The organism is Dactylosporangium maewongense (assembly GCF_039531485.1).
Classification (GTDB): Bacteria; Actinomycetota; Actinomycetes; order Mycobacteriales; family Micromonosporaceae; genus Dactylosporangium; species Dactylosporangium maewongense.
Window position 1 is genome coordinate 53,232 of the sequence record NZ_BAAAQD010000002.1, and the last position, 21,371, is coordinate 74,602.

At 72.1% G+C, this 21,371-nt stretch carries 17 protein-coding genes and 2 pseudogenes; 16 read left to right on the forward strand and 3 right to left on the reverse strand.

The window, feature by feature from the left end; translation table 11 throughout:
* Window positions 1-82: 82 nt before the first annotated feature.
* A complete protein-coding gene (locus ABD332_RS07110; protein ID WP_344500862.1) occupies window positions 83-586 on the forward strand; it encodes a Uma2 family endonuclease in 504 nt (167 codons plus the stop codon).
* A gap of 1,134 nt (window positions 587-1,720) precedes the next feature.
* On the opposite strand, the gene ABD332_RS07115 is transcribed toward ABD332_RS07110, so the two are convergent.
* A complete protein-coding gene (locus ABD332_RS07115; protein ID WP_344500864.1) occupies window positions 1,721-2,113 on the reverse strand; it encodes a CBS domain-containing protein in 393 nt (130 codons plus the stop codon).
* 166 nt (window positions 2,114-2,279) lie between these two features.
* Between ABD332_RS07115 and ABD332_RS07120 the strand changes: the two genes are divergently transcribed.
* The 4 genes from ABD332_RS07120 to ABD332_RS07135 all read left to right on the forward strand — a co-directional run bounded on the left by ABD332_RS07120 (window position 2,280) and on the right by ABD332_RS07135 (window position 6,568).
* Window positions 2,280-3,716 carry a GuaB1 family IMP dehydrogenase-related protein gene (locus tag ABD332_RS07120; protein ID WP_344500866.1) on the forward strand — a complete coding sequence of 479 codons (1,437 nt, stop codon included), beginning with the start codon at window positions 2,280-2,282 and terminating at the stop codon, window positions 3,714-3,716.
* A 164-nt stretch (window positions 3,717-3,880) separates the two neighbouring features.
* Window positions 3,881-5,191: an MATE family efflux transporter gene (locus ABD332_RS07125; RefSeq protein WP_344500868.1), complete on the forward strand. Its 1,311-nt coding sequence runs from the start codon at window positions 3,881-3,883 to the stop codon at window positions 5,189-5,191.
* Window positions 5,192-5,255: 64 nt separating this feature from the next.
* Window positions 5,256-5,753: a SigE family RNA polymerase sigma factor gene (locus ABD332_RS07130; RefSeq protein ID WP_344500870.1), complete on the forward strand. Its 498-nt coding sequence runs from the start codon at window positions 5,256-5,258 to the stop codon at window positions 5,751-5,753.
* Window positions 5,754-5,758: 5 nt separating this feature from the next.
* Complete coding sequence (locus ABD332_RS07135) at window positions 5,759-6,568, forward strand: hypothetical protein (protein WP_344500872.1); 810 nt, start codon at window positions 5,759-5,761, stop codon at window positions 6,566-6,568.
* Here ABD332_RS07135 and ABD332_RS07140 read toward each other — a convergent pair.
* Window positions 6,534-7,886, reverse strand: a complete 1,353-nt coding sequence (locus ABD332_RS07140; protein WP_344500874.1) for a hypothetical protein — start codon at window positions 7,884-7,886, stop codon at window positions 6,534-6,536. The genes ABD332_RS07135 and ABD332_RS07140 overlap by 35 nt on opposite strands.
* Window positions 7,883-9,034: a glycosyltransferase family 4 protein gene (locus ABD332_RS07145; RefSeq protein WP_344500876.1), complete on the reverse strand. Its 1,152-nt coding sequence runs from the start codon at window positions 9,032-9,034 to the stop codon at window positions 7,883-7,885. The genes ABD332_RS07140 and ABD332_RS07145 overlap by 4 nt, the downstream gene beginning before the upstream one ends.
* A 34-nt stretch (window positions 9,035-9,068) precedes the next feature.
* Between ABD332_RS07145 and ABD332_RS07150 the strand changes: the two genes are divergently transcribed.
* The 11 genes and pseudogenes from ABD332_RS07150 to ABD332_RS60015 form a co-directional block, all read left to right on the forward strand.
* Window positions 9,069-9,929, forward strand: a complete 861-nt coding sequence (locus tag ABD332_RS07150) for an Fpg/Nei family DNA glycosylase (RefSeq protein WP_344500878.1) — start codon at window positions 9,069-9,071, stop codon at window positions 9,927-9,929.
* Window positions 9,930-9,942: 13 nt separating this feature from the next.
* Window positions 9,943-11,361 (forward strand): DUF2142 domain-containing protein, encoded by a 1,419-nt coding sequence (locus ABD332_RS07155; RefSeq protein WP_344500880.1) that lies wholly within the window; start codon window positions 9,943-9,945, stop codon window positions 11,359-11,361.
* A gap of 198 nt (window positions 11,362-11,559) precedes the next feature.
* Window positions 11,560-13,071: a sugar transferase gene (locus ABD332_RS07160; RefSeq protein WP_344500882.1), complete on the forward strand. Its 1,512-nt coding sequence runs from the start codon at window positions 11,560-11,562 to the stop codon at window positions 13,069-13,071.
* A 200-nt stretch (window positions 13,072-13,271) separates the two neighbouring features.
* The gene (locus tag ABD332_RS07165) at window positions 13,272-14,459 is read left to right on the forward strand and encodes a sensor histidine kinase (RefSeq protein WP_344500884.1); all 1,188 of its coding nucleotides are present in this window, start codon (window positions 13,272-13,274) and stop codon (window positions 14,457-14,459) included.
* A 20-nt stretch (window positions 14,460-14,479) separates the two neighbouring features.
* Entirely contained in the window at window positions 14,480-15,292 is an 813-nt protein-coding gene (locus ABD332_RS07170; protein ID WP_344500886.1) for a LytR/AlgR family response regulator transcription factor, read from the forward strand.
* 73 nt (window positions 15,293-15,365) lie between these two features.
* The gene (locus ABD332_RS07175) at window positions 15,366-16,070 is read left to right on the forward strand and encodes a response regulator (protein WP_344500888.1); all 705 of its coding nucleotides are present in this window, start codon (window positions 15,366-15,368) and stop codon (window positions 16,068-16,070) included.
* On the forward strand, window positions 16,067-17,086 hold the full coding sequence (locus tag ABD332_RS07180; RefSeq protein WP_344500890.1) for a HAMP domain-containing sensor histidine kinase: 1,020 nt from the start codon (window positions 16,067-16,069) through the stop codon (window positions 17,084-17,086). The genes ABD332_RS07175 and ABD332_RS07180 overlap by 4 nt, the downstream gene beginning before the upstream one ends.
* 69 nt (window positions 17,087-17,155) lie before the next feature.
* Window positions 17,156-19,084, forward strand: coding sequence for a DUF4153 domain-containing protein (locus ABD332_RS07185; protein ID WP_344500892.1), 1,929 nt, complete (start codon window positions 17,156-17,158; stop codon window positions 19,082-19,084).
* A gap of 80 nt (window positions 19,085-19,164) precedes the next feature.
* Window positions 19,165-19,551, forward strand: a complete 387-nt coding sequence (locus ABD332_RS07190) for a hypothetical protein (RefSeq protein ID WP_344500894.1) — start codon at window positions 19,165-19,167, stop codon at window positions 19,549-19,551.
* A gap of 82 nt (window positions 19,552-19,633) precedes the next feature.
* Window positions 19,634-20,333 (forward strand): annotated as a pseudogene (locus ABD332_RS60010) (sodium:solute symporter family transporter); the annotation flags it as partial.
* Window positions 20,334-20,455: 122 nt separating this feature from the next.
* Window positions 20,456-21,340, forward strand: a pseudogene (locus tag ABD332_RS60015) (sodium:solute symporter family transporter); the annotation flags it as partial.
* Window positions 21,341-21,371: the final 31 nt, after the last annotated feature.

Consider the following 21,371-nt stretch of genomic DNA (forward strand, 5'->3'; position numbering starts at 1 on the left):
GCGTGCCGGTGCCCCTCAGCCGAGTTCCGCGCGCTCCACCTGGTGGAAAAAATATGTCGTACCCCAGTGGCAGCATGGGGGCATGACGATGGTTGGTGTTCTGGCTGACTCGGCTCAGTCCCTGCTCACGCTGCCGCCGGCGGTCTCCCACCGCCGCGCGAGCCACCGCCTCGAGACGCTGCTGCGCAAGGCCTGCCCGCCCGACTTCGCCGTCCTGGCCGTCGGCCTCGGCGTCGACTGTGGCGAGGGTCGCACCTATGTTCCCGACCTGCTGGTCACCCGCCCCGAGGCCACCGACGACGACGGCGACGTGGTCCCCGCGACCGACGTCCTGATCGCCGTCGAGGTGATGTCCCTCAGCAACCCGCTGCCCGGCCTGGTCCTGCGCCGCCATGACTACGGCGCCGCGGGCATCCCGCAGTACTGGATCCTCGACGCCCGCAACCAGACCCTGACCGTCCACACCAACCCCATGCCCAGCCCCCACCCCGACGGCTACGAGACCACCATCACCGCGACACCCACCACCCCGTTCACCACCACCATCCCCTTCCCCATGACCATCGACACATCCCTGATCCGCTGACGACCCGCCACCGGCCCACACTGAGCACGGCGTCCTCGAGCCGGGCCGGTCCGGCTCCCTGACGCTCGGCGGGCGCGCTTCTCCACGCGGGGGCACGAGGCGGCGCCGCCGGCGCACGAGTCCCCGCGTGGACCCGGCCGTTCCGCTCCTTCCAGTCGCCTCCGGTGCTGCTCGTCGCCGACCGTCGGCCGCCGCGGCCTCGGCCTGCCCGCCGTCCTTGGCTCCTGACGTCCGTCCTGACCTGCCCGGCCGGTTCCGCACGCCCAGCCGGGTCCAGTGGCTGTTCGGGTCCCCTCGTGTCGGCCGAGTCCTGCGCCTGTTCGGCTCCGTCGTGCCGGTCGGCTGCGACGACCGGTCTCGGGTGCCGCATCTGCCCGGCTGTGCGCCTGGCCGTGTGCCTGGCCGTGTGCCTGGCCGTGTGCCTGGCCGTGTGCCTGGCCGTGTGCCTGGCGGGGCGGCCGGCGGGGTGCCGCGTGGGGCTGATTGGTCCTCGCGTGCCCGTCGGGGTCCGCGTGGAGGTCAAGCGCCGCAGGGTGGCCGGTCGCCCCGCCGCGGCCGGGTCGAGCCCGACACGACCTGAGTTGTCGTGTGCCCGGCAAGCCCGATCGAGCGCCGCGGCCTGTCGGGCTCCCCGCGGCGCCTCCCTGCCAGTGCGACCTGACCACGGTCCATCGCCCTCAGCACCGGCGAACCCCGAAAGGCGGTACGACCGTCGTCCTGACAGGCTTCACCCGACAACCTCCACGCCGCTGGACCGCCAGCGATGCACCTGCCCCTGATGGACACACCCCCGCAGCCCCCGACGGATGATCGAAGGACGGTTCTGGTCGCGATGACGGCCGGTTTCGTCCTTTGATCATTGTGCTGCGGAAGGTGGTGGCGACGAGGCCTGCCCTGGTGGGGGCGGCAGGGCGCCGACTGATGATCGAAGGACGGATCCGGTCGCGATGACGGCCGGATCGGTCCTTGGATCTTCGCGTTGGTGGGCATGGTGGCGCCGGCGTCGGTGATTGGCCGGGGGCGGCGGGTGGCGGGGGTGGTTGCCGGGCGTGATCGAAGGACGGTTCCGGTTGTTGGGGCCGGAACCGTTCTTGGATCACGTTGGGGCGGCAGCGGTGGAAGAGGGAAACAGCGTCAGGCGGCTACGGGGGAGTTCTGGTGGACCCAGACGCGGAGGATGTCGCGGACTGAGATGACGCCCAGGACGTCGTCGTTGTCGAGGACGACGAGGTGGCGGAAGCCGCCGCGGACCATGGCGGAGGCGGCCTCTTCGATGGTCCAGGTGGGGCTGGCGTAGACGACTTCCCAGGTGATGTGCTCGGCGGTGCGTTCGACGTCGGGGTCGAGGTCGGCGCCGATGGCTTTGAGGATGTCGCGTTCGGTGATGATGCCGACGCCCGCGCCGTCGGGGTCGAGGACGATGGCGGAGCCGACGCGGTGGCGGGACATCAGCTGGGCGGCCTGGCGGAGCGTGTGGTCGGGGCCGAGCTGGACGACGGCGGTGGACATGGCCTCGTGGACCTGCATCAGGCATCACTCCTCGCAACCGGCACTTCACGCAATTCTCCCTGCTCAGGAGGGCGCGCTCAAGGGTTGACCACCCTCGCGGAGGTGGCAGGAACAGGGGCATGACGCGAGAAGGAGCGCGAGAAGGCCCGATACCGCGCCGGAACGCGCGTTAGAGTTCCGAGACGTGCGCTTCCTCAACGATCAGCAGCCGGGCTACGACCTGACGTATGACGACGTGTTCATGGTGCCGAGCCGCAGCGCCGTCGAGTCACGCATGGCGGTCGACCTGAACTCGCGGGACGGCAGCGGCACGACGATCCCGATCGTGGTGGCGAACATGACCGCGGTCGCGGGGCGGCGGATGGCGGAGACGGTGGCGCGGCGGGGGAGCCTGGCGGTCATCCCGCAGGACATCCCGATCGACGTGGTCGCGGAGGCGGTGTCGTGGGTGAAGCAGCGGCACCTGGTGCACGACACGCCGATCACGCTGGGGCCGACGGAGACGGTGTCGCTGGCGCTGGACCTGCTGCCGAAGCGGGCGCACGGCGCGGTGATCGTCGTGCAGGACGGCCGGCCGGTGGGTGTGGTGACCGAGAGCGACTGCCACGACGTCGACCGGTTCAGCCAGCTGCAGAGCGTGATGTCGCGCAACCTGCAGACGCTGCCGGAGGACATCAGCCCTGAGGACGCGTTCGTGCAGCTGACCGCCGGGCATCACAAGCTCGCCCCGGTCATCAATGCCGAAGGTCGGCTTGTCGGAATTCTGACGCGGAACGCCGCGCTGCGCGCCACGCTGTACCAGCCGGCGGTGGACAAGCACCAGCAGCTGCGCATCGGCGCCGCGATCGGCATCACGGGCGACGCGGCGGGACGGGCCGACAAGCTGCTCGCCGCCGGCGTGGACGTGCTCGTCGTCGACACCGCGCACGGGCACCAGGAGCGGATGATCTCCACGCTGCGGGCCGTCAGGGCGCTGGACCCGGGCGTGCCGGTGGTCGCCGGCAACGTCGTGACCAGGGACGGTGTCGCGGACCTCATCGAGGCGGGCGCCGACATCATCAAGGTCGGCGTCGGGCCGGGCGCGATGTGCACCACGCGGATGATGACCGGGGTGGGCCGGCCGCAGTTCTCCGCGGTGCTCGAGTGCGCGGCGGAGGCGAAGCGGCGCGACAGGCACGTGTGGGCCGACGGCGGCGTGCGTCACCCGCGCGACGTGGCGCTGGCGCTCGCCGCGGGGGCGTCCAACGTGATGATCGGCTCATGGCTGGCCGGCACCCACGAGTCGCCGGGCGACCCGCGGCGCGACCAGAGCGGCCGGCTCTACAAGGAGAACTTCGGCATGGCGTCGGCGCGCGCGGTGAGCCGCCGGACCGCCGACGACAGCGTGTACGAGCGCGCCCGCAAGGCCCTGTTCGAAGAGGGCATCTCATCGTCGCGGATGTACCTGGACCCGCGCCGTCCGGGGGTGGAGGACATCCTCGACGCGATCGTCGCCGGGGTCCGCAGCGCCTGCACGTACGCCGGAGCGGGCAACCTGGAGGAGTTCGCGGAGCGTTCCACAGTGGGCGTGCAGAGCGCCGCCGGGTACGCGGAGGGAAAACCGCTGGATGTCAGTTGGTGAAGGGGCCGACGGGATAGTCTCGTCACCCGCAGGTCACGTATGGTGCGTGTCGTGAAGCTCGTTCGCGACCATGGCTGTCGAGGGTGACCGACCAGCAGCCTCCAGAGGTTACCGGCCAGCAGCCGCCAGAGGTTGCCGGCCAGCAGCCCTCCCGCAGCCGCCGTATGCAGGCGATACGCGTCGCGTCCCGTTTCGTCGGTGCCGGCCTGCTCGACCAGGTCGTCATCGCGACCGCGAACGCGGCCAACACGCTGCTCGGCGGCATCCTGCTGCCCAAGGACCAGTTCGGCGCGCTGGCGCTCGCGCTGAGCGTCGGCTACTTCTCGATGTACCTCAACCGGGCGTTCGTCGGCGACGTGCTGCTCGCCCTCGCGTCGCGGTTCGAGGGTGAGCACCGGGGCCGGCTCATCCGCAACGGGCTGACGACCGCGCTCTGCTCCGGCATAACGACGATGGTCGTCTTCACCGTGCTGTGGCTCGTCTGGCCGCACGACGGCAACATCGACCTCGACGAGCTCATCTGGCTGGTGCCGTTCATGGTGCCGCTGATGCTGCACGACACGGCCCGGTGCGACTACCTCGCCGACCGCAGGCCCGACAAGGCGCTCGGCATCGACCTCGTGTGGGCCGGCACCCAGGGCGTCGTGATCATCCTGATGATCCTGACGGGCAACGAGAGCCCGGGCGGGTTCCTCGCCGCGTGGGGGATCGGCGCGACCGCCGGCGCCACCGTCTACCTGCTGCGCGAGCAGCGCGTGCCGTGGCGCGGCAACCCGAAGGCGTGGCTCGCCGAGACCCGGCACCTGTCCGGCTGGTTCACCGCCACCGCGATCGTCGCCCAGGTACAGGTCCTCGCGATCAGTTTCCTCGTCGCCGGCAAGCTGTCGAAGATCGAGCTCGGCAACCTGCGCTTCGTGCAGACCGTGCAGCTGCAGCCGGTACAGAACCTGGTGGCGGCGATCCAGGGGCTGCTGGTGCCGCGGGCGTCCCGTGCCGCCGCCGACGCCGCGAAGCCCGGCGCCGAGGGGGCCGATGCCGCCGCGACCCTGCGCCGCCAGACCAGACAGCTCGCGCTCGCGTTCGCGGTGCTCGGCACGCTGATGGTCGTCATCGTGTGGCCGTTGGTGTCGTGGGTACTGACGACGACGGACAAGTTCGCCGAGGCCGCGCCGCTCGCCCTGCCGATCGCGCTGCAGGGCGCCGTGTACCTGCTCCAGGTGCCGTTCACCGCCGCGATGCGCGGCATGCACCGCGCCAGGATGCTGTTCGTGCAGTACGTCGTGTTCGCGACCGTGTCGCTGACCGGCCTGTCCGTCGGCGCCAGCCAGGGCCTGCAGGGCGCCGCGTGGGGCCTGCTCACCGGCTCCACCACCGGACTCATCTGCATGGTCGTCCTGTACGGGTACGCGCTGAAGTCCGTCGGCCCGCCGGCACCCACGCCGGCGCCGCGACTGGACGCGACCCAGAAGGCCTGAACACAGAAAGCCTGAGACGCAGAAAGCCGAGCAACCTTTCGGGCCCCCCGGACGTGCAAGGGCCGTGGAAGACACCGACGCCACCTACGTGGCCTTCGTGGAGGCCGCCTGGCAGCGGCACCTGCGGCTGGCCATCCTGCTGACCGGCGACCGGCACCGCGGGGAGGACCTGCTCCAGGACTGCCTGGTCAGGATCTACGAGCGGTGGCGGCGGCTGGCCCGCGCCGACGACCCGCACGCCTACCTGCGGCGCATGCTCGTCAACAACAACGTGTCGCTGTGGCGGCGGCTGCGCCGCGAGCGGCTCGTCGCCGACCCGCCCGACGCCGCCGACCGCTCCGCCGACCGGCACCCAGACACCGAGCTGCTCCGCGAGGCCCTGCGGGCGCTGGCGCCCCGGCAGCGCGCGGTCGTCGTCCTGCGCCACTACGAGGACCTGCCCGAGACGGAGATCGCGGCCATCCTCGGCTGCTCCGTCGGCACGGTCAAGAGCCAGAACGCGCGGGCGCTCGCCAAGCTGCGGGCCGCCCTGCGCACACCGATCTTCGAACAGAACAGGTGACGCTCATGCCCATCGACCAGCACCTTTCGGACCAGTTGCACGACCTGGTGGACCGCGAGCCCGGCTCGCCCGCGCCGACCCGGCTGCTGCTGGAGCGCGGCCGCCGCCGCGCCCGCCGGCGCCGCACCGCGGCCCTGGCCGGGGTCACCGCCGCCGCTGTCCTCGGGGTCACCGCCGGCGCCGTCGCGCTCCAGCAGTCGCCGGCGAACGGCCCGGCCGCGACCGCGCAGAAGAGCGCGCAGGGAAGCGCGCAGGAGGGCACGCAGCAGGGGACGCCGCAGATCAGGCTGGCCGCCGCGGTCGCCGCCAGCGGGTCGACCAGCTACGCGTTCACGATCACGATGGTGGCGGGCCCCGAGACCCGCACCGCCAGGGGTGAGTTCGACCCGGCCGCCACCACCGGCGTGCTGCACTACGGCGACGGCAGCGAGCAGCGCCTCGTCGACGGGCAACGGTTCATCGGCGACGGCAAGGGTCACTGGAAGTTCCAGAACGACGGGCGGCACGACTCGCTCACGTTCAGCGGCCTCGGCGACGACCCGTTCCCGGTATCGGGGGACCCCGCTCAGCTGCTGCAGAACCTCGCGAAGGTCGGCACGGTCACCGAGGCGTCCCCCGGCGTCTACCGGTTCACGATTCCGGCCGGTCCGACCGAGGGCGAGGCGACCGTCGCGGACGGCAAGGTCAAGAAGGTCACCTACAACACGCCGTTCTACGGGCTGGTGGACCAGAAGCTGGTCGCCACGGTCACCGTCGAGTTCGCCGACTACGGCAGGACGGTCAAGGTCGAGAAGCCGGAGCGCTGGGTGGACTGACCGGGCCGAGCAGCAGGGCGGCCTCCCCGGCGAGCAGCAGCAGCCACAGCGTGCCGCCCGTGCCACCGATCAGCCACTCGTTCGTGATCATCGTGAACAGCGCGCCCGGGAGCAGCACCACCAGCCAGGGGTCGGCGTCCCGGCGGCGCCGCCACACGTTCCACAGCAGCAGGCCGAGACCGGCGAGGAAGGCGGCGACGCCGGCCACGCCGGCCTTGCGCAGCGCCGCGATCGGCGCGTTGTCGACGGTCAGCTTGATGTCGGCGCCGCTGCTCGCCCGGTACACGGTGGCCCGGGCGTCGCGGGTGTTGCCGAGCAGCTGCTCGGTGCGGCTGTCGTGCCGCCAGTCGGTTCCGACCTGCCGCCACGTCTCGACCCGGCCGCTGCTGACCCCGGCGTCGTCGCCGTACCGCTCCTTGACCAGGAACGACGGGCCGTTGACGAGCAGCACGAGCCCGAGTGCGGCGGCGGGGACGAGGGTGAGGCGGCGGCCGTACCAGATGAACGCCAGCGTCGCGATCGCCATGAGCAGGAAGCCGGTGCGGGAGTCGCTGGCGCACAGGACCAGGGCGGCGGTCGCGACCGATCCGATGCGCTGCCAGGCGGCGACGCCGGTGTCGGCGCCGATGCGGATCGCGGCGAGCACGGCGATGCACGCCATCGCGTTGGGGTGGTCCAGCAGCCAGGACGCGCCCCAGAACCGGTACTCGAAGCCGCGCCCCCACGGCGTGTCCGGCACGACGTGCGGCGACGTGAACAGGTTGCCCGACCCGGCCGCCAGCAGCACCGCGACCGTGCCGAGGAACGCGACCGCGATCCCGAGCGTAAGCCGCGCGAACGACCCCCGGAACGCGAACACCGCCAGCACGACAAGTCCGAAATATCCGGCGTACAGCGTGCGCTGCACCGCGATCTCCGGCTTGAACACCAGTGCTGCACCGAGCGCGCCGATGATCAGGTACGACACGCCGAGCCACGCCGCGCCGGACCGCACGGCAAGGAACGAGACCGGCCGGAACCAGAAGAGCAGCAGCAGGCCCGACAGCAGCAGCAGGCCCCATACGACGGCGCCGGTGTTGGTGTACGTCCAGCTCAGCACCCCCTGCACGGCGAACACCGCACCGAGGACCAGCCCGCGCAGGTCCGAGCCCGGCACCAGCGACACGGTGAGCGCCCCGACCGCCCCCGCGATCAGGCCGGCGACCAGCGCGAGCGCGGCGTCGCGGTAGCTGTCGTCGACGACCAGCTCGACCGCGCCGGCGATGAGGCCGACGGCCACGATCCCGGCGACGGTCCAACCGGCCCGCCGGGGGGTCACCGCACGACGCTGCGGTAGACGTCGATCAGCCGCTGGGTGAGCACATCAGGGGAGAAGTGCCCCTCGAAGCGCGCCCGCGCCACCGGCGCCAGGGCCGCGGCGCCCGCGTGCGCCACGATCAGCCCGCCGGCGAGCGCGGCGGGCTCGGGCTCGACGACCCACCCGGCGTCGCCGGCGAGGAACGGCAGCCCGCCCCGGTCCGTGACCAGGACCGGCCGCCCCGCGCACAGCGCCTCCAGCACGATCGTGGGCAGCACGTCGTGCCACGTGGACGCCGCGATCACACACGACGCGGCGCCGATCTGCGCCCGCACCTCGGCGTTCGGCAGCACCCCCAGATACGTGATGTCCGAGCGTTCCGCGGCGGCCGCCTCGGCCAGCGGGCGCAGCGGGCCGTCGCCGATGATCCGCAGCGGCCCCAGCGCCCCGTCCGGGTGCCGCCGCCACGCGTCCAGCACCAGCGACAGGCCCTTCTCGGGGGTCAGCCGCGCCGCGTACAGGAACCCCTCGCCGCGACCGGGGGCCGCTCCCGTGTCCGGGATGCCGTTCGGCTTGACCGTGATCCGCTCGTCCGGGATGCCGAAGTCGCGCAGGTGCTCCGCGATCCGGTCGGTGAGCGCGACGAACCGGTCCACCCCGCGCCAGGTGCCGCGGTGCACGGCGAGCGTCGTCGCCATCACCGCGGACTGCGCCTTCGAGTCCCGGTAGCACGAGTGCCGGATCGCCGGCAGCGCGAACGACTTGCCCCGGCACTCGGTGCAGATGTGCCCGTCGCGGAAATAGAGTCCCGGCGCGCAGACCTGGCGGTAGTTGTGGACGGTGTGCACCACCGGTACACCTGCCGAATGCGCCGTCCGGACCACCCAGGGCGACAGGAGCGGATAGGCGTTGTGCAAATGCAACACGTCCGGCTTTTCCGCTTTTATCAGCTTTTCCAGGGCGCGCTGCGAGTCGCCGTTGCGGATCGGTGACAGCGGCAGCAGCACCTTCCGCGCCGTGGAGAACGTGCCGATCTCGTCGGAACTGCGCAGAAACGGCAGCACCGACACCCCGGCCTTGGACAGTTGCGCGATCTCGGCATCGACGATGACATTCTCACCGGACGGTGCGCCGGACGCGTAGCGATTGTGCGCGACAACGACCTTCATGACGGGAAAAGACTAACTGAGGCAGACTGTACGAGTGCCCGAGCTTCCCGAGGTCGAAGCGCTCGCCGCGTTCCTCCGCGAGCGCGCCGTCGGCCACACCATCGACCGCATCGAGGTCCCGTCGCTGAGCGCGTTGAAGACCTTCGACCCGCCGGTGACCGCCGCGGCCGGCCAGGCCCTGACCGGCGCGTCCCGGCACGGCAAGTTCCTCGACATCCACGTCGGCGACGACCTGCACCTTGTCACCCACCTGGCCCGCGCCGGCTGGCTGCACTACCGCGAGACGTTCAACGCCAAGACCCCGCTCAAGCCGGGCTCCGGCCCGATCGCCGTCCGGGTGCGACTCGACGACGACTCCGGCTTCGACCTCACCGAGGCCGGCACGAAGAAGAGCCTCGCCGCCTACTTCGTCACCGACCCGCGGCTCGTGCCCGGCATCGCCCGGCTCGGCCCCGACGTCCTCGCGGTCACCACCGACGAGTTCGCCGCCGCGATCCGCAGCCGCAAGGGCCAGATCAAAGGCGTCCTCACCGACCAGACCGTGATCGCCGGCGTCGGCAACGCCTACTCCGACGAGATCCTGCACGCCGCGAAGATGTCCCCGTTCGCGCTGACCAACCGCATCACCGACGAGACGATGGCCGTGCTGCACGCCGCCACCCGCGCCGTGCTGACCGACGCCGTCTCCCGCTCGGTCGGGCAGAAGGCCGCGACGCTGAAGTCCGAGAAGCGCTCCGGCCTCGCCGTGCACGCCCGCACCGGCCTGCCCTGCCCCGTCTGCGGCGACACCGTCCGCGAGGTCTCCTTCGCCGACACGTCGCTGCAGTACTGCCCCACCTGCCAGACCAACGGCAAACCCTTGGCCGACCGGCGGCTGTCGAAGCTCGTGCGCTGACTACGCTGGCCCGGTGCGCCGTGCCTTCCTGATCGCGTTCATCGGCTTCTTCCTCCTCGGCGCGGCATGGGCGCTCGCGCTGCCGTCCAACGGCACCTACGACGAGAAGCAGCACCTCGTCAGGGCCTGGGCCGTGTGGACCGGCCAGTGGCTGCCGCACGACCGGGCCGTGGACGACAGCGGCATCGAGACCAACGCGTTCACCGGCCCGCGCAGCCTGCTGCCGCTCAACGCCGACTGCACCCGGCTGGGCCGGCCCTCGTACCAGCCGGCGTCTTGCCTCACCTTCACCGACGACCGGTCCGACGTGCTCCAGCCCAGCGCCGCCGCCCGGTACAGCCCGGTCTACTACGCCCTCGTCGGCCTGCCGTTGCGGATCTCCCCGACGAACGCCGGCCTGATCTGGGCGCGGCTGCTGTCCGCCCTGCTGTCGGCCCTGCTGCTCGCCGTGGCGTTCGCCCTCGCCGGCACGGCGCTGCTCCGGGCCTCGGTCGTGCTCGCCGCGACCCCGATGCTGCTGAACCTCGCCGGCGCGCTCAACCCCAACGGCCTGGAGATCAGCGCCGCCGTCCTGCTCTACGTCGCCGCGCTGCGCAAACACTGGCCCGCGGCGGGGGTCGCCGCGGCGCTGCTGCTGACCACCAGGGACCTCGGTCCGTTCTTCGCGGCGTCGGTACTGGCGGTGTCGCTGTTCGTGACGAAGACGTGGGTCCGGTCGCGGGCATTCTGGCTGCCGGCCGCCGGCGGCCTCGCGTTCGCTGTCTTCTGGACACTGGTCGCGTCCCGGGGCGATGCCGTCGACCCCGGCCGGCCGATCGCGGCCACCACCAGCGGGGCGATCCTGCGCGACATCGCCGACAACCGCGCCGAGTTCTGGATCCGCCAGATCGTCGGCCAGTTCGGCTACGGCGAGACCACCGTCTCACTCGGCATGATCGGACTCTGGTACCTGCTGATCCTCGCCGTGGTCGTTCCCGCCCTCTGGTTCGGACCGTGGCGGCTGCGCATCGGGATCCTCGCTGTCAGCCTGGCGTCTCTGGTGTTGTTGGTCGCCCTGGAGCTCTACTTCGCCCCGAAGGTCGGCCACTTCGCCCACGGCCGCTACGTCATGCCGCTCGCCGTCGGCGCGGTCCTCCTCGCCGGGTCCACCGACCGTTACGCAACGTGGCCCCCCTCTCGCTGGCTCGTGCCGGCGATCGTCGCCGTGACGATCCCGCTCCACCTGTACGCGCTGGCCCGCGTCATGACCCGCTTCCAGCACGGAATCAACGAACGGCTGAACCCGTTCGGTGGAACCTGGCAGCCGCCGCTCGGCAGTGTTGTGCCCCTTCTGGCGTGTTTGGTAGGTGGTGCGCTACTCGCGGTGATTGTCACGCGGAGTTCTGTCCGGCCCACGCCAGTGCACTCGACAGCCAACACGTTCAGCAACTAGTCTCGGCCGGTCGTCGTCAGTAGCCCGAACCAACATGGGACACTTCTCGCGTGCGATCGGGTGTTCTTGCGTCGGCGACCACATCCCACCCGGTCGAGCAGTTGAGCGCCCTGATCCCCGGATCGTGGTGCGAGAGGACACACTCAGGTGACCGCTAGTCTCCAACGTCCGGCCACCCCGCCGAGCCGGAGATCTATCTTGGGTGAGCTTGACAGCTTCGAGATCCTTCCCGAACACGCGCTCACTCCGCTCGGCCCCAACGGCGTGCCCCGCTCCGGCTGGCAGCGCGCCCGGCGGGTCTCCCGGTGGCACCGCCCCTACGCGGCGATCCTCCTGCTGCTCGACACCCTCGCCTGTGTCATGGCCAGCGTCACCGCGAGGACCTTCCTCGACACCAAGACCAACGAGATCTTCGAGCAGGCCCCCGGCCTGTGGACCTCGATCACGTTCGGGATCCTGCCCGCCGTCTGGCTGCTCGTCCTCTGGGGCCACGGCGCCTACGACCGCCGCTACCTCGGCACCGGCACCGACGAGTTCAAGCGCGTCGTGCGCGCCTCCTGGACCGTCGTCGCGATCGTCGCCTTCGCCGCGTTCGCGACCAAGACCGCGGTCTCCCGGACCTCGGTCGGCGCCGCGCTCGTCGGCGGCCTGCTCTACGTGCTCGTCCTGCGCTACTTCGCCAGACGCGCCCTGCAGTACGTGCGGACCAAGTTCAACCTCGCGACCCACCGGCTGCTGCTCATCGGCACGCTCCAGGAGGCGCTCGAGGTCCATCAGGCGATCGCCCGCGACCCCGCCGCAGGCCTCGTCCCCGTCGGCATCCACCTGATCGAGGGCTACGCGCCACGGCCGAGCACCGTCACCCCGGTGCCCGTCCACGCCGGCCGCGACATCCTCTCCCTGGTCCGCGAGCTCAACGCCGACACGATCGCCGTCTGCGGCTCCGCCAGCGCCGAGCCCGTCGAGCTGCGGCGCCTCGCCTGGCAGCTGGAAGGCACCGGCATCGACCTCGCCGTCGCCCCGCAGCTCACCGACATCGCCGGCCCGCGCGTCCACATCCGGCCGATCGAGGGCATCCCGCTGCTCTACGTCGAGGAGCCCAAGCTCTCCGGCATCGGCTGGCTCTTCAAGAACGTCATCGACCGGGTCCTGGCGCTCGTCGCCCTGCTCATCGTCCTGCCGTTCTTCCCGATCGTCGCCCTCGCCATCAGGCTCTCCGACCCGGGTCCGATCTTCTTCCGCCAGCCCCGCATCGGCCGCGAAGGCAAGATGTTCAAGGTCTGGAAGCTGCGGACCATGTACGTCGACGCCGAAGAACGCCAGGCCACCCTCGACGAGCACAACGAGAGCGACGGCCTGCTCTTCAAGATGAAGAACGACCCGCGGGTCTTCAAGGTCGGCAAGTGGCTGCGCGCCACCTCGATCGACGAGCTCCCGCAGATCCTCAACGTCCTCGCCGGCGAGATGTCGCTGGTCGGCCCCCGCCCCCTCCCCGCCGACGACGGCGACTTCCTCGGCGACGTGCGCCGCCGCCTCCTCGTCCGCCCCGGCATCACGGGCCTGTGGCAGGTCAGCGGCCGCAGCGACCTCTCCTGGGACGACGCGGTCCGCCTCGACCTCTACTACGTCGACAACTGGTCCCTCGTCCTGGACCTGCACACCCTCTGGCGCACCATCGGCGTCGTCGTCTTCCGCAAGGGCGCCTACTGACCCGGCGGGCACCGATTGGGTAGGGGCTTCGGGATCCGGCCGGCATCGCGTTGGTGCGCACGCGCCTGAGCCGGCCCTCCGCGCCCGCCCTGCCATTCTCCGCTCCTCACCCGCCATCTCGTCACCCTCCCGCTGGGCTGCGGTGTCTCGCCGGGGATTTCGGTCTGTCGTGGGCTGCTCGGGTGGTCCAGGATGGGCGCGTGGGTGGGAACCTGGCCGCTGGGATCGCGGTCGTCGGGCTGGCGGTGGCGCTCGGCGTCGCGGTGTGGGCCGTGGTCCGGCTGCGGTCGCGGCGGGCGATCGCGACGGCGGCGCAGCGGGCGACGTACGACGTGCTGCACATCGCGGCGCTCGCGGCCGAGCCGTTGCGCAACGGGCTGACCGACGTCGCGGCGGGCAAGGCGGTCCGGCATCTGCGGACGCTCACCGGGGCCGCCGGGATCGCGGTCACCGATGCGGCGCGGGTGCTGGCGTTCGACGGGGCGGGGGAGCACCACCGGGAGCAGGTGGCGGCGGCCGGGGCGAAGGCGGTCACCGCCGGGCGGTCCACCGTGCTCGGCAGCGACGAACTGCCGTGCGACCTCGTCGACTGCCCGGTCCGCGGGGCCGTCGTCGTCCCCCTCGCGCAGCGGGAGGGGGCGCTCGTCGCGCTGTCGGACGGGCCGCCGGCGCCGGGGCTCGTGCAGGCCACGGCGGAGACCGCGCGCTGGGTGGGGACGCAGCTGGCGCTCGCCGAGCTCGACACGTCGCGGGCGCGGCTGGCCAGGGCGGAGGTCCGGGCGCTGCGGGCGCAGATCAGCCCGCACTTCATCTACAACGCGTTGACGGCAATTGCGAGTTTTGTCCGGACCGATCCCGAGCTGGCGCGGGAGTTGATTCTCGAGTTCGCGGAGTTCACGCGGTACTCGTTCCGGGCGCACGGGGAGTTCACCACACTCGCCGAGGAGCTGCGGTCCATCGACCGGTACCTGACGATCGAGCGGGCGCGGTTCGGTGAGCGGCTGCAGGTGCGGCTCCAGATCGCGCCGGAGGTCCTGCCCGTGACGCTGCCGTTCCTGTGCCTGCAGCCGCTGGTCGAGAACGCGGTGCGGCACGGGTTGTCGCGGAAGCCCGGGATGGGCACGATCAGCATCGTGGCGCGGGACGCGGGCGCGGAATGTCACATCACCGTCGAGGACGACGGGGTGGGGATGGAGCCTGCCGCGCTGCTCAGCGCCGACGACACCACCGACGCCGGGCAGCACGTCGGGTTGCGCAACGTCGATGAGCGGCTACGGTCGGTCTTTGGTGACGGGTTCGGCGTCGTGGTCGAGACGGCCCCCGACGCGGGCACGAAGGTCAGCATGCGGGTCCCGAAGTTCCACCCCGGAGTGCGGAGCAGCCAATGAACCGGAGTGCGGAGCAGCCGATGAGCTCGAGCGCGGGCAGGAGCCTCACCGGCCAGGTCGTGCACGAGCACCAGCAGCAGCCCGGCTTCCTGCGGGTCCTCGCCGTCGACGACGAGGTGCCCGCGCTCGACGAGCTCGCGTACCTGCTGCGCGCCGACCCCCGCGTCGGCCGGCTCCACACGGCCGGCGACGCGACCGAGGCGCTGCGGGTCCTGCGGGACATCGACGTCGACGCCGTCTTCCTCGACATCCGCATGCCCGGGCTCGACGGCATGGAGCTCGCCCGGGTCCTCGGCCGGTTCGCCAAGCCGCCCGCCGTGGTGTTCGTGACCGCGTACGACGACCGCGCCGCCGAGGCGTTCGACCTGGGCGTCGCCGACTACGTGCGCAAACCGGTCCGCGCCGACCGGATCGCGGAGTCGCTGCGCCGCGTGCTGGCCGCCAGGCTCGTGCCCACGCACCCGTCCGTGGCCGGCCGCCGCGACCGGCAGGACGACCCGACGATCCCCGTCGAACTCGCCGGCACGACGAGGATGCTGCCCCGCTCGTCGGTCCGCTGGGTCGAGGCCCAGGGCGACTACGCCAGGCTCCACACCGCAGACGCGTCCCACCTGGTCAGAGTGTCTCTGGCGACCCTCGCGGAGCGTTGGGCGGACGCGGGTTTCGTACGGGTGCACCGCTCCTTCCTGGTGCAGCTGAAGCTCATCACCGAGCTGCGGATGACCAACACCGGCTACGTGGTGGTCATCGACGACCACGAGCTGCCGGTGAGCCGGCGGCACACCAGAGAGCTGAAGGACAGACTGGTCCGCGCCGCGAAGTCGTGGTCATAACAAAGGACAGGTCTTCACGACTTCCACACATCACGCACCGTTGCCCCTCGCATCTACCCAATACGCTGCTGGCATGACCGCAGGTGGGGCAGGGGAACGGCGCAGGGTGCTCGTCGTCGACGACGAGCGGATGATCGCGGAATCGATCGCCGTCCGGCTCCGCGCCGAAGGGTTCGCCGTCGACCAGGCGCACGACGGGCCGTCCGCGGTCGCCGCGGCCCGCCTGCTGCGCCCCGACCTGGTCGTGCTCGACGTGATGCTGCCCGGGTTCGACGGCCTCGAGGTGTGCCGGCGCATCCAGGCGGAGCGGCCCGTCGCCGTGCTCATGCTCACCGCCCGTGACGACGAGACGGACCTGCTCGTCGGGCTCGCGGTCGGCGCCGACGACTACCTCACCAAACCGTTCTCGATGCGGGAGCTCGCCGCCCGCGTCCACGTGCTGCTGCGGCGCCTGGAGCGGCTGGCGCAGTCCCAGCCGGACCCGGACGCCACCCCGATCGTCCTCGGCGACCTGGAGATCAACCGGGCGCAGCGGCGGGTCAGCCGCGGCGGCGTCGAGGCGCACCTGACGCCGACCGAGTTCGACCTGCTGGTGAACCTCGCGACCCGCCCCCGCACGGTCCTGCCCCGGGAGCGGCTGCTCGCGGAGGTGTGGGGCTGGGCGGACGCGTCAGGCACCCGGACCGTCGACAGCCACATCAAGGCGCTGCGCCGCAAGCTCGGGTCCGACCTGATCCGGACCGTCCACGGAGTCGGGTACGCGCTGGAGACCACATGAAGCACTTCCTGGACCTGCTGCCCCGGCCGCTCGACCCGCTGCGCTCGATCAAGCTGAAGCTCGCGGTGCTGCTCGTCGCGTCCGCCGGCGCGGGCCTCGGCGTGTTCTGGATCGGCATCGGCTGGATCCCGCCGACGACGACGGAGATCGCGCTGACGGTCGGGCTGCTCACCTCGCAGGTCCTGGCCCGCGGGGTGACGTCGCCGCTGCGCGACATGACCGCCGCGGCGCAGGCGATGGCCCGCGGCGACTACTCCGCCCGGGTCAGGGCGACGTCGAAGGACGAGGTCGGCCAGCTCGCCGTCGCGTTCAACCAGATGGCCGCCGAGCTCGCCGCCGCCGACCAGCAGCGCCGCGAGCTGATCGCCAACGTCTCGCACGAGCTGCGGACCCCGATCTCGGCGGTTCAGGCTGTACTGGAGAACGTCGTCGACGGTGTCGTCCAGCCCGACCAGGCGACGCTGCGTACCGCGCTCGCCCAGACCGAACGCCTCGGGCGGCTCGTCACCGAGCTGCTCGACCTGTCCCGCCTCGACGCCGGCGTGGTCCCGCTGGACCGGGAGGACTTCCGGATCGAGGACCTGCTCATCGAGGTGGTGGCCGAGGCCGAGGTGAAGGCCACCGCCGCCGGCTACAAGGTCGAGTACCTGTCCTGCGCCTTCCCGGAGAACGCCCTGGTCAGTGCCGACCGGGCGCGGCTGCACCACGTCCTGACCAACCTGGTCGACAACGCGACCCGGCACAGCTCCGACGGCGGGACCGTCACGATCATCGGCCGGCGCGACGGCGACCGGGTGATGATCGAGGTCGCCGACGAAGGGCCCGGCATCCCGTACACGGAGCGGGAGCGGGTCTTCGAACGCTTCACCCGCGGCGCCCGCGCCTCCGGTGGCGGCACGGGTCTGGGGCTGGCGATCGCCCAGTGGCTCATCGAGCTGCACAACGGCACGATCGCGGTCATCGAGCAACCGGATGGCATGGCGGGTTGCCGCATCCGGGTCACCCTGCCCGTCTGATCCAAGCGTCTTCAGTACGTGTCCGGCGACAGCCGGACGCGCGGATCCTCATACCCTCCGGAGTCCGACATGTCGTCCCCGACGGAACCATCCGACGGTCCGCACCGCCCCACCGTCCCCGCCCAGCCGACGCCGACCGAGCAGCCCGCGCCGGCCGAGCAGCCCGCGCCGGCCGAGCAGCCCGCGACGGACAAGCAGTCAACACCGGTCGAGCCGACCCCGGCGGAAAAGCCGCAGTATCCGGTACCGCGCCCGCTGGAACGGCACGATCCCGCCGCCGCGCAACCACCCCGGCCGCCGTCGCCGCCCGGCGGGGTGGCACCCGGCCTGCGAAAGGCCCCGCCGCAACCACCACGCCCCGGGCCGCACCCCGTACACCAGGAGCAGCGGCAACAGGGGCACGGCGGGCCGCAAGGAGCGGTCGCCACGCTCGCCCCGCCGACCCGTCCGCCACACCCGGCACCGAACCCGCCGCCGAACCCACCGAACCCGGCGTTGATCAGCCCGGTCCGGCTCGGCCCGCCGCACCCGACCCTGTTCCAGCGGCACTGGCCGGTCCGCAGTGTCGCCGCGGGGCCCACCGTGCTCATCGGCGGCCTGGTCACCGCGGTCGTCGCGGCCGCCGCCCTGCCGCTGGACCGGCCCGGCATCGGCTGGCCCGTCGCCGGCCTCGCGCTCGTCGTCGCCCTGCTGGTCGTGCTGCTGCGGATGGACCCGAAGCAGCGCGGCACCAGCGCGGTCGAGGCCACGTGCTGGAGCGCCGCCGCCGTCGCGCTGCTGTCCGTCGGGGTGTTCCGGGCCGCGGGCTGGCTGTTCTTCCTGTGTGTCCTGGCCGCGTTCGGCAGCGTCGCGCTCGCCGTCGGCGCCGGCCGGAGGGTCCCGGCGGTCTTCGCGGCGCTGGTCAACCTGCCGATGGCCGGGTTCCGGTCGCTGCCGTGGGTCCGGTACGGCATGAGCCGGGCCCGGGCGAAGGAAGGCGCGTCCGGCGCGACACGGCTGCTCGGCTCGATCGGGCTCGGCGTGCTGCTGCTCGTCGTCTTCGGGGCGCTGTTCGCCAGCGCCGACGCCGCGTTCGACCAGATCGTGCAGACGATCCTGCCCGACCTGTCGCTCAGCACGCCGTTGCGGTGGCTGTTCGTCGGCGCCGTCGCCGCCTGGCTCACGTTCGGCGGGGCGTTCCTGCTGCACAACCCGTCGACGCTCGGCGACGGCAGGCCACGACGGGGGCGGGTGGTCCGCTGGTACGAGTGGGTCGTCCCGGTCGGCGCCGTCCTCGCCGTCTTCGGGATCTTCGTCGGCGTGCAGGTCGCGGTCCTGTTCGGCGACCGCGACTACGTGATGCGCACCGCCGGTCTCACGTTCGCCGACTACGCGCGGAAGGGCTTCTGGCAGCTGCTCGTCGTCACGCTGCTCACGCTCGTCGTGATCGCGGTGACGGTCCGCAAGGCGTCCCGGGAGACGGCCCGCGAGCGGGCGCTGCTGCGGGTGGTCCTGGGGCTGCTGTCCCTGGGCGCGCTCGTCGTCGTGGTGTCCGCGCTGTGGCGGATGGACGTCTACGAGCAGGCGTACGGCTTCAGCCGCCTCCGCGTCCTGGTCAGCGCGTTCGAGCTGTGGCTCGGCGGCCTTCTCGTCCTGATCATGGTGGCGGGGGTCGTGCCGGCGACGCGCTGGCTGCCGCGGGCCGCGGTCGCCCTGTGGGTCGTCACGCTGCTGGGGCTCGCGGTGCTGAACCCGGACCGGTTCATCGCCGAGCAGAACGTCGCCCGGTACGCCTACAAGAACGCCGACCTCTGGTACCTGTCGACGCTGTCCGCCGACGCCGCGCCGGCGCTGGACAAGCTGCCGCCCGGCGCCCGCGAGTGCACGCTCAGCGGCATCTCCGCCGACGTGCACGACGGCGACGACTGGCGCGGCTGGAACCTGGGCCGAGCCGAGGCCCGCCGGATCGTGCCCGAGGTGGTGTCCGCCGACGACTATCCCTGCTCCCGGCGGTACTAGCGAAGGACGGGGGCCGACGCTCAAACGGGGGGTGTCGGCCCCCTTGCACTTGATTCACGCTCGTTGCGAGACTGCGGGACATGGAGCCACCCACCCCGCGGGTCCGCGTGGTGCTCGGTGACGTCGCCCGCGCCCCCATCGACCCCGCCCGCACCCGCGCGGAGCTGGAGGAGCAGAGCCCGGTCGGGGCCGCCCTCGCCCGCGGGCTCGTGCGCGCCCAGCTGGCCGTCGCGGTGCGGCTCGCGGCGGTCGTCGCGGTCGGGCTCGGCGGGCTGCCGCTGCTGTTCGCGGCCGCGCCCGCGCTCGGCAGGGCGCACCTGTTCGGGATCTCGGTGCCGTGGCTGCTGCTCGGGGTCGCCGCCTACCCGTTCCTGTTCGCCATCGGGTACGCCTACGTCCGCCTCGCCGAACGCAACGAGGCCGAGTTCGTCGCGCTGGTCGAGGACAGGTCCCACCAGCAGCCATGAGCGGGCAGCGGAGCGGCTCGGCCCGCTCATCATGGGATCAGGTCGGCTCAGGCCGACGCTGGAGCGCAGCGGAAGCGGCGGCATGAGTGCTTTTGGGCTGCCTTCGGTCATCGCGGTCATCGCGGTCACCCTCGTCACCGTCGCCATCGGTCTCTACGGGCTGCGGTTCGCCCGCACGACCTCCGACTTCCTCGTGGCGTCCCGCATGGTCAGCCCGACCTGGAACGCGGCCGCGATCAGCGGCGAGTACCTGTCGGCCGCCAGCTTCCTCGGCGTCGCCGGCCTCATCCTCAAGCACGGCGTCGACGTCCTCTGGTACCCGGTCGGGTTCGCCGCCGGCTACCTGGCGCTGCTGCTCTTCGTCGCCGCCCCGCTGCGCCGCTCGGGCGCGTTCACCCTCCCCGACTTCTGCGAGGTCAGGCTCCGCTCGAAGCGGCTGCGCAAGCTCGCGACCGCGTTCGTCATGTTCATCGGCTGGCTCTACCTCGTGCCGCAGCTGCAGGGCGCCGGTCTGACCCTGCAGACGGTGACCGGCGCCCCGTACGCGCTGGGGGCGCTGCTCGTCGGCGTCGTCGTCACCCTGAACGTCGCGCTCGGCGGGATGCGGTCCATCACGTTCGTGCAGGCGTTCCAGTACTGGCTGAAGCTCACCGCCCTCGCCGTGCCGTTCGTGTTCCTGCTCATGCAGTGGCAGTCCGACGGCCGGCCCGCCCTCACCGCGCCGGACGGCCCGACGTTCCCGGCCGTGACGACCGTCACCGTCGACCACCCGACCCGGTTGATCGTCACCGTCCAGACGCCGGTCACCGCGCACGGCCGGATCGACGGGGCCGCCGTCGACGGCGCCGTGCTGCTCACGGTCGGCGAGCACGACGCGGACCCGGACACCGCCATCGAATTCCCGGCGGCCGCGTCGGTACCGAAGGTCGCCGCCGTCTCCGCCGAGTCGCCGACGGACTGGCTGCTGCCCGGCGACCACTCGCAGGGGCTGTTCGCGACGTACTCGCTGATCCTCGCCACGTTCCTCGGCACGATGGGCCTACCGCACGTGCTGGTCCGCTTCTACACCAACGCCGACGGCGCCGCCGCCCGCCGCACCACACTCGTCGTCCTCGGGCTCGTCGGCGTCTTCTACCTGACCCCGACCCTGTACGGGGTGCTCGGCCGCGTATACACGCCGCAGCTGCTGATGACCGGCAACACCGACGCGGTGGTGCTGCTCCTGCCGTCGGCGGCGCTCGGCGGCGGCCTCACCGGCCAGCTGCTCAGCGCGCTCGTCGCTGCGGGCGCGTTCGCGGCGTTCCTGTCGGCGTCGTCGGGGCTGCTCACGAGCGTCGCCGGGGTCCTGTCCACCGACGTGCTCGGCCACGGCTCGGTCCGCGACTTCCGCCGCTCCGCGCTCGTCGCCGGGGTCGTGCCGCTGCTGCTCGCCCTGTTCGTCGCGAGCCTCGACGTGTCGCAGGTCGTCGGCCTCGCGTTCGCCGTCGCCGCGTCCAGCTTCTGCCCGCTGCTCGTCCTCGGCATCTGGTGGCGCGGCCTGACCGGGATCGGCGCGGCCGCCGGGATCGTCGCCGGCGGGGGCGCCGCGGCCGGCGCGGTGCTGCTCACGGTGCTCGGCGGGCCGCTGCCGGGCTGGGCGGGCGTGCTGACCACCCAGCCGGCCGCGTGGAGCGTGCCGCTCGCCTTCCTGGTCATGATCACCGTCTCGCTGCTCACCCGGCAGCGCCTGCCCAAGGACCTCGGCGCGATCATGCTCCGCCTGCATGCGCCGGACGCGCTGCGGATGTGACCACCCTGGCGGGCGGTGCTGGCGTGACATA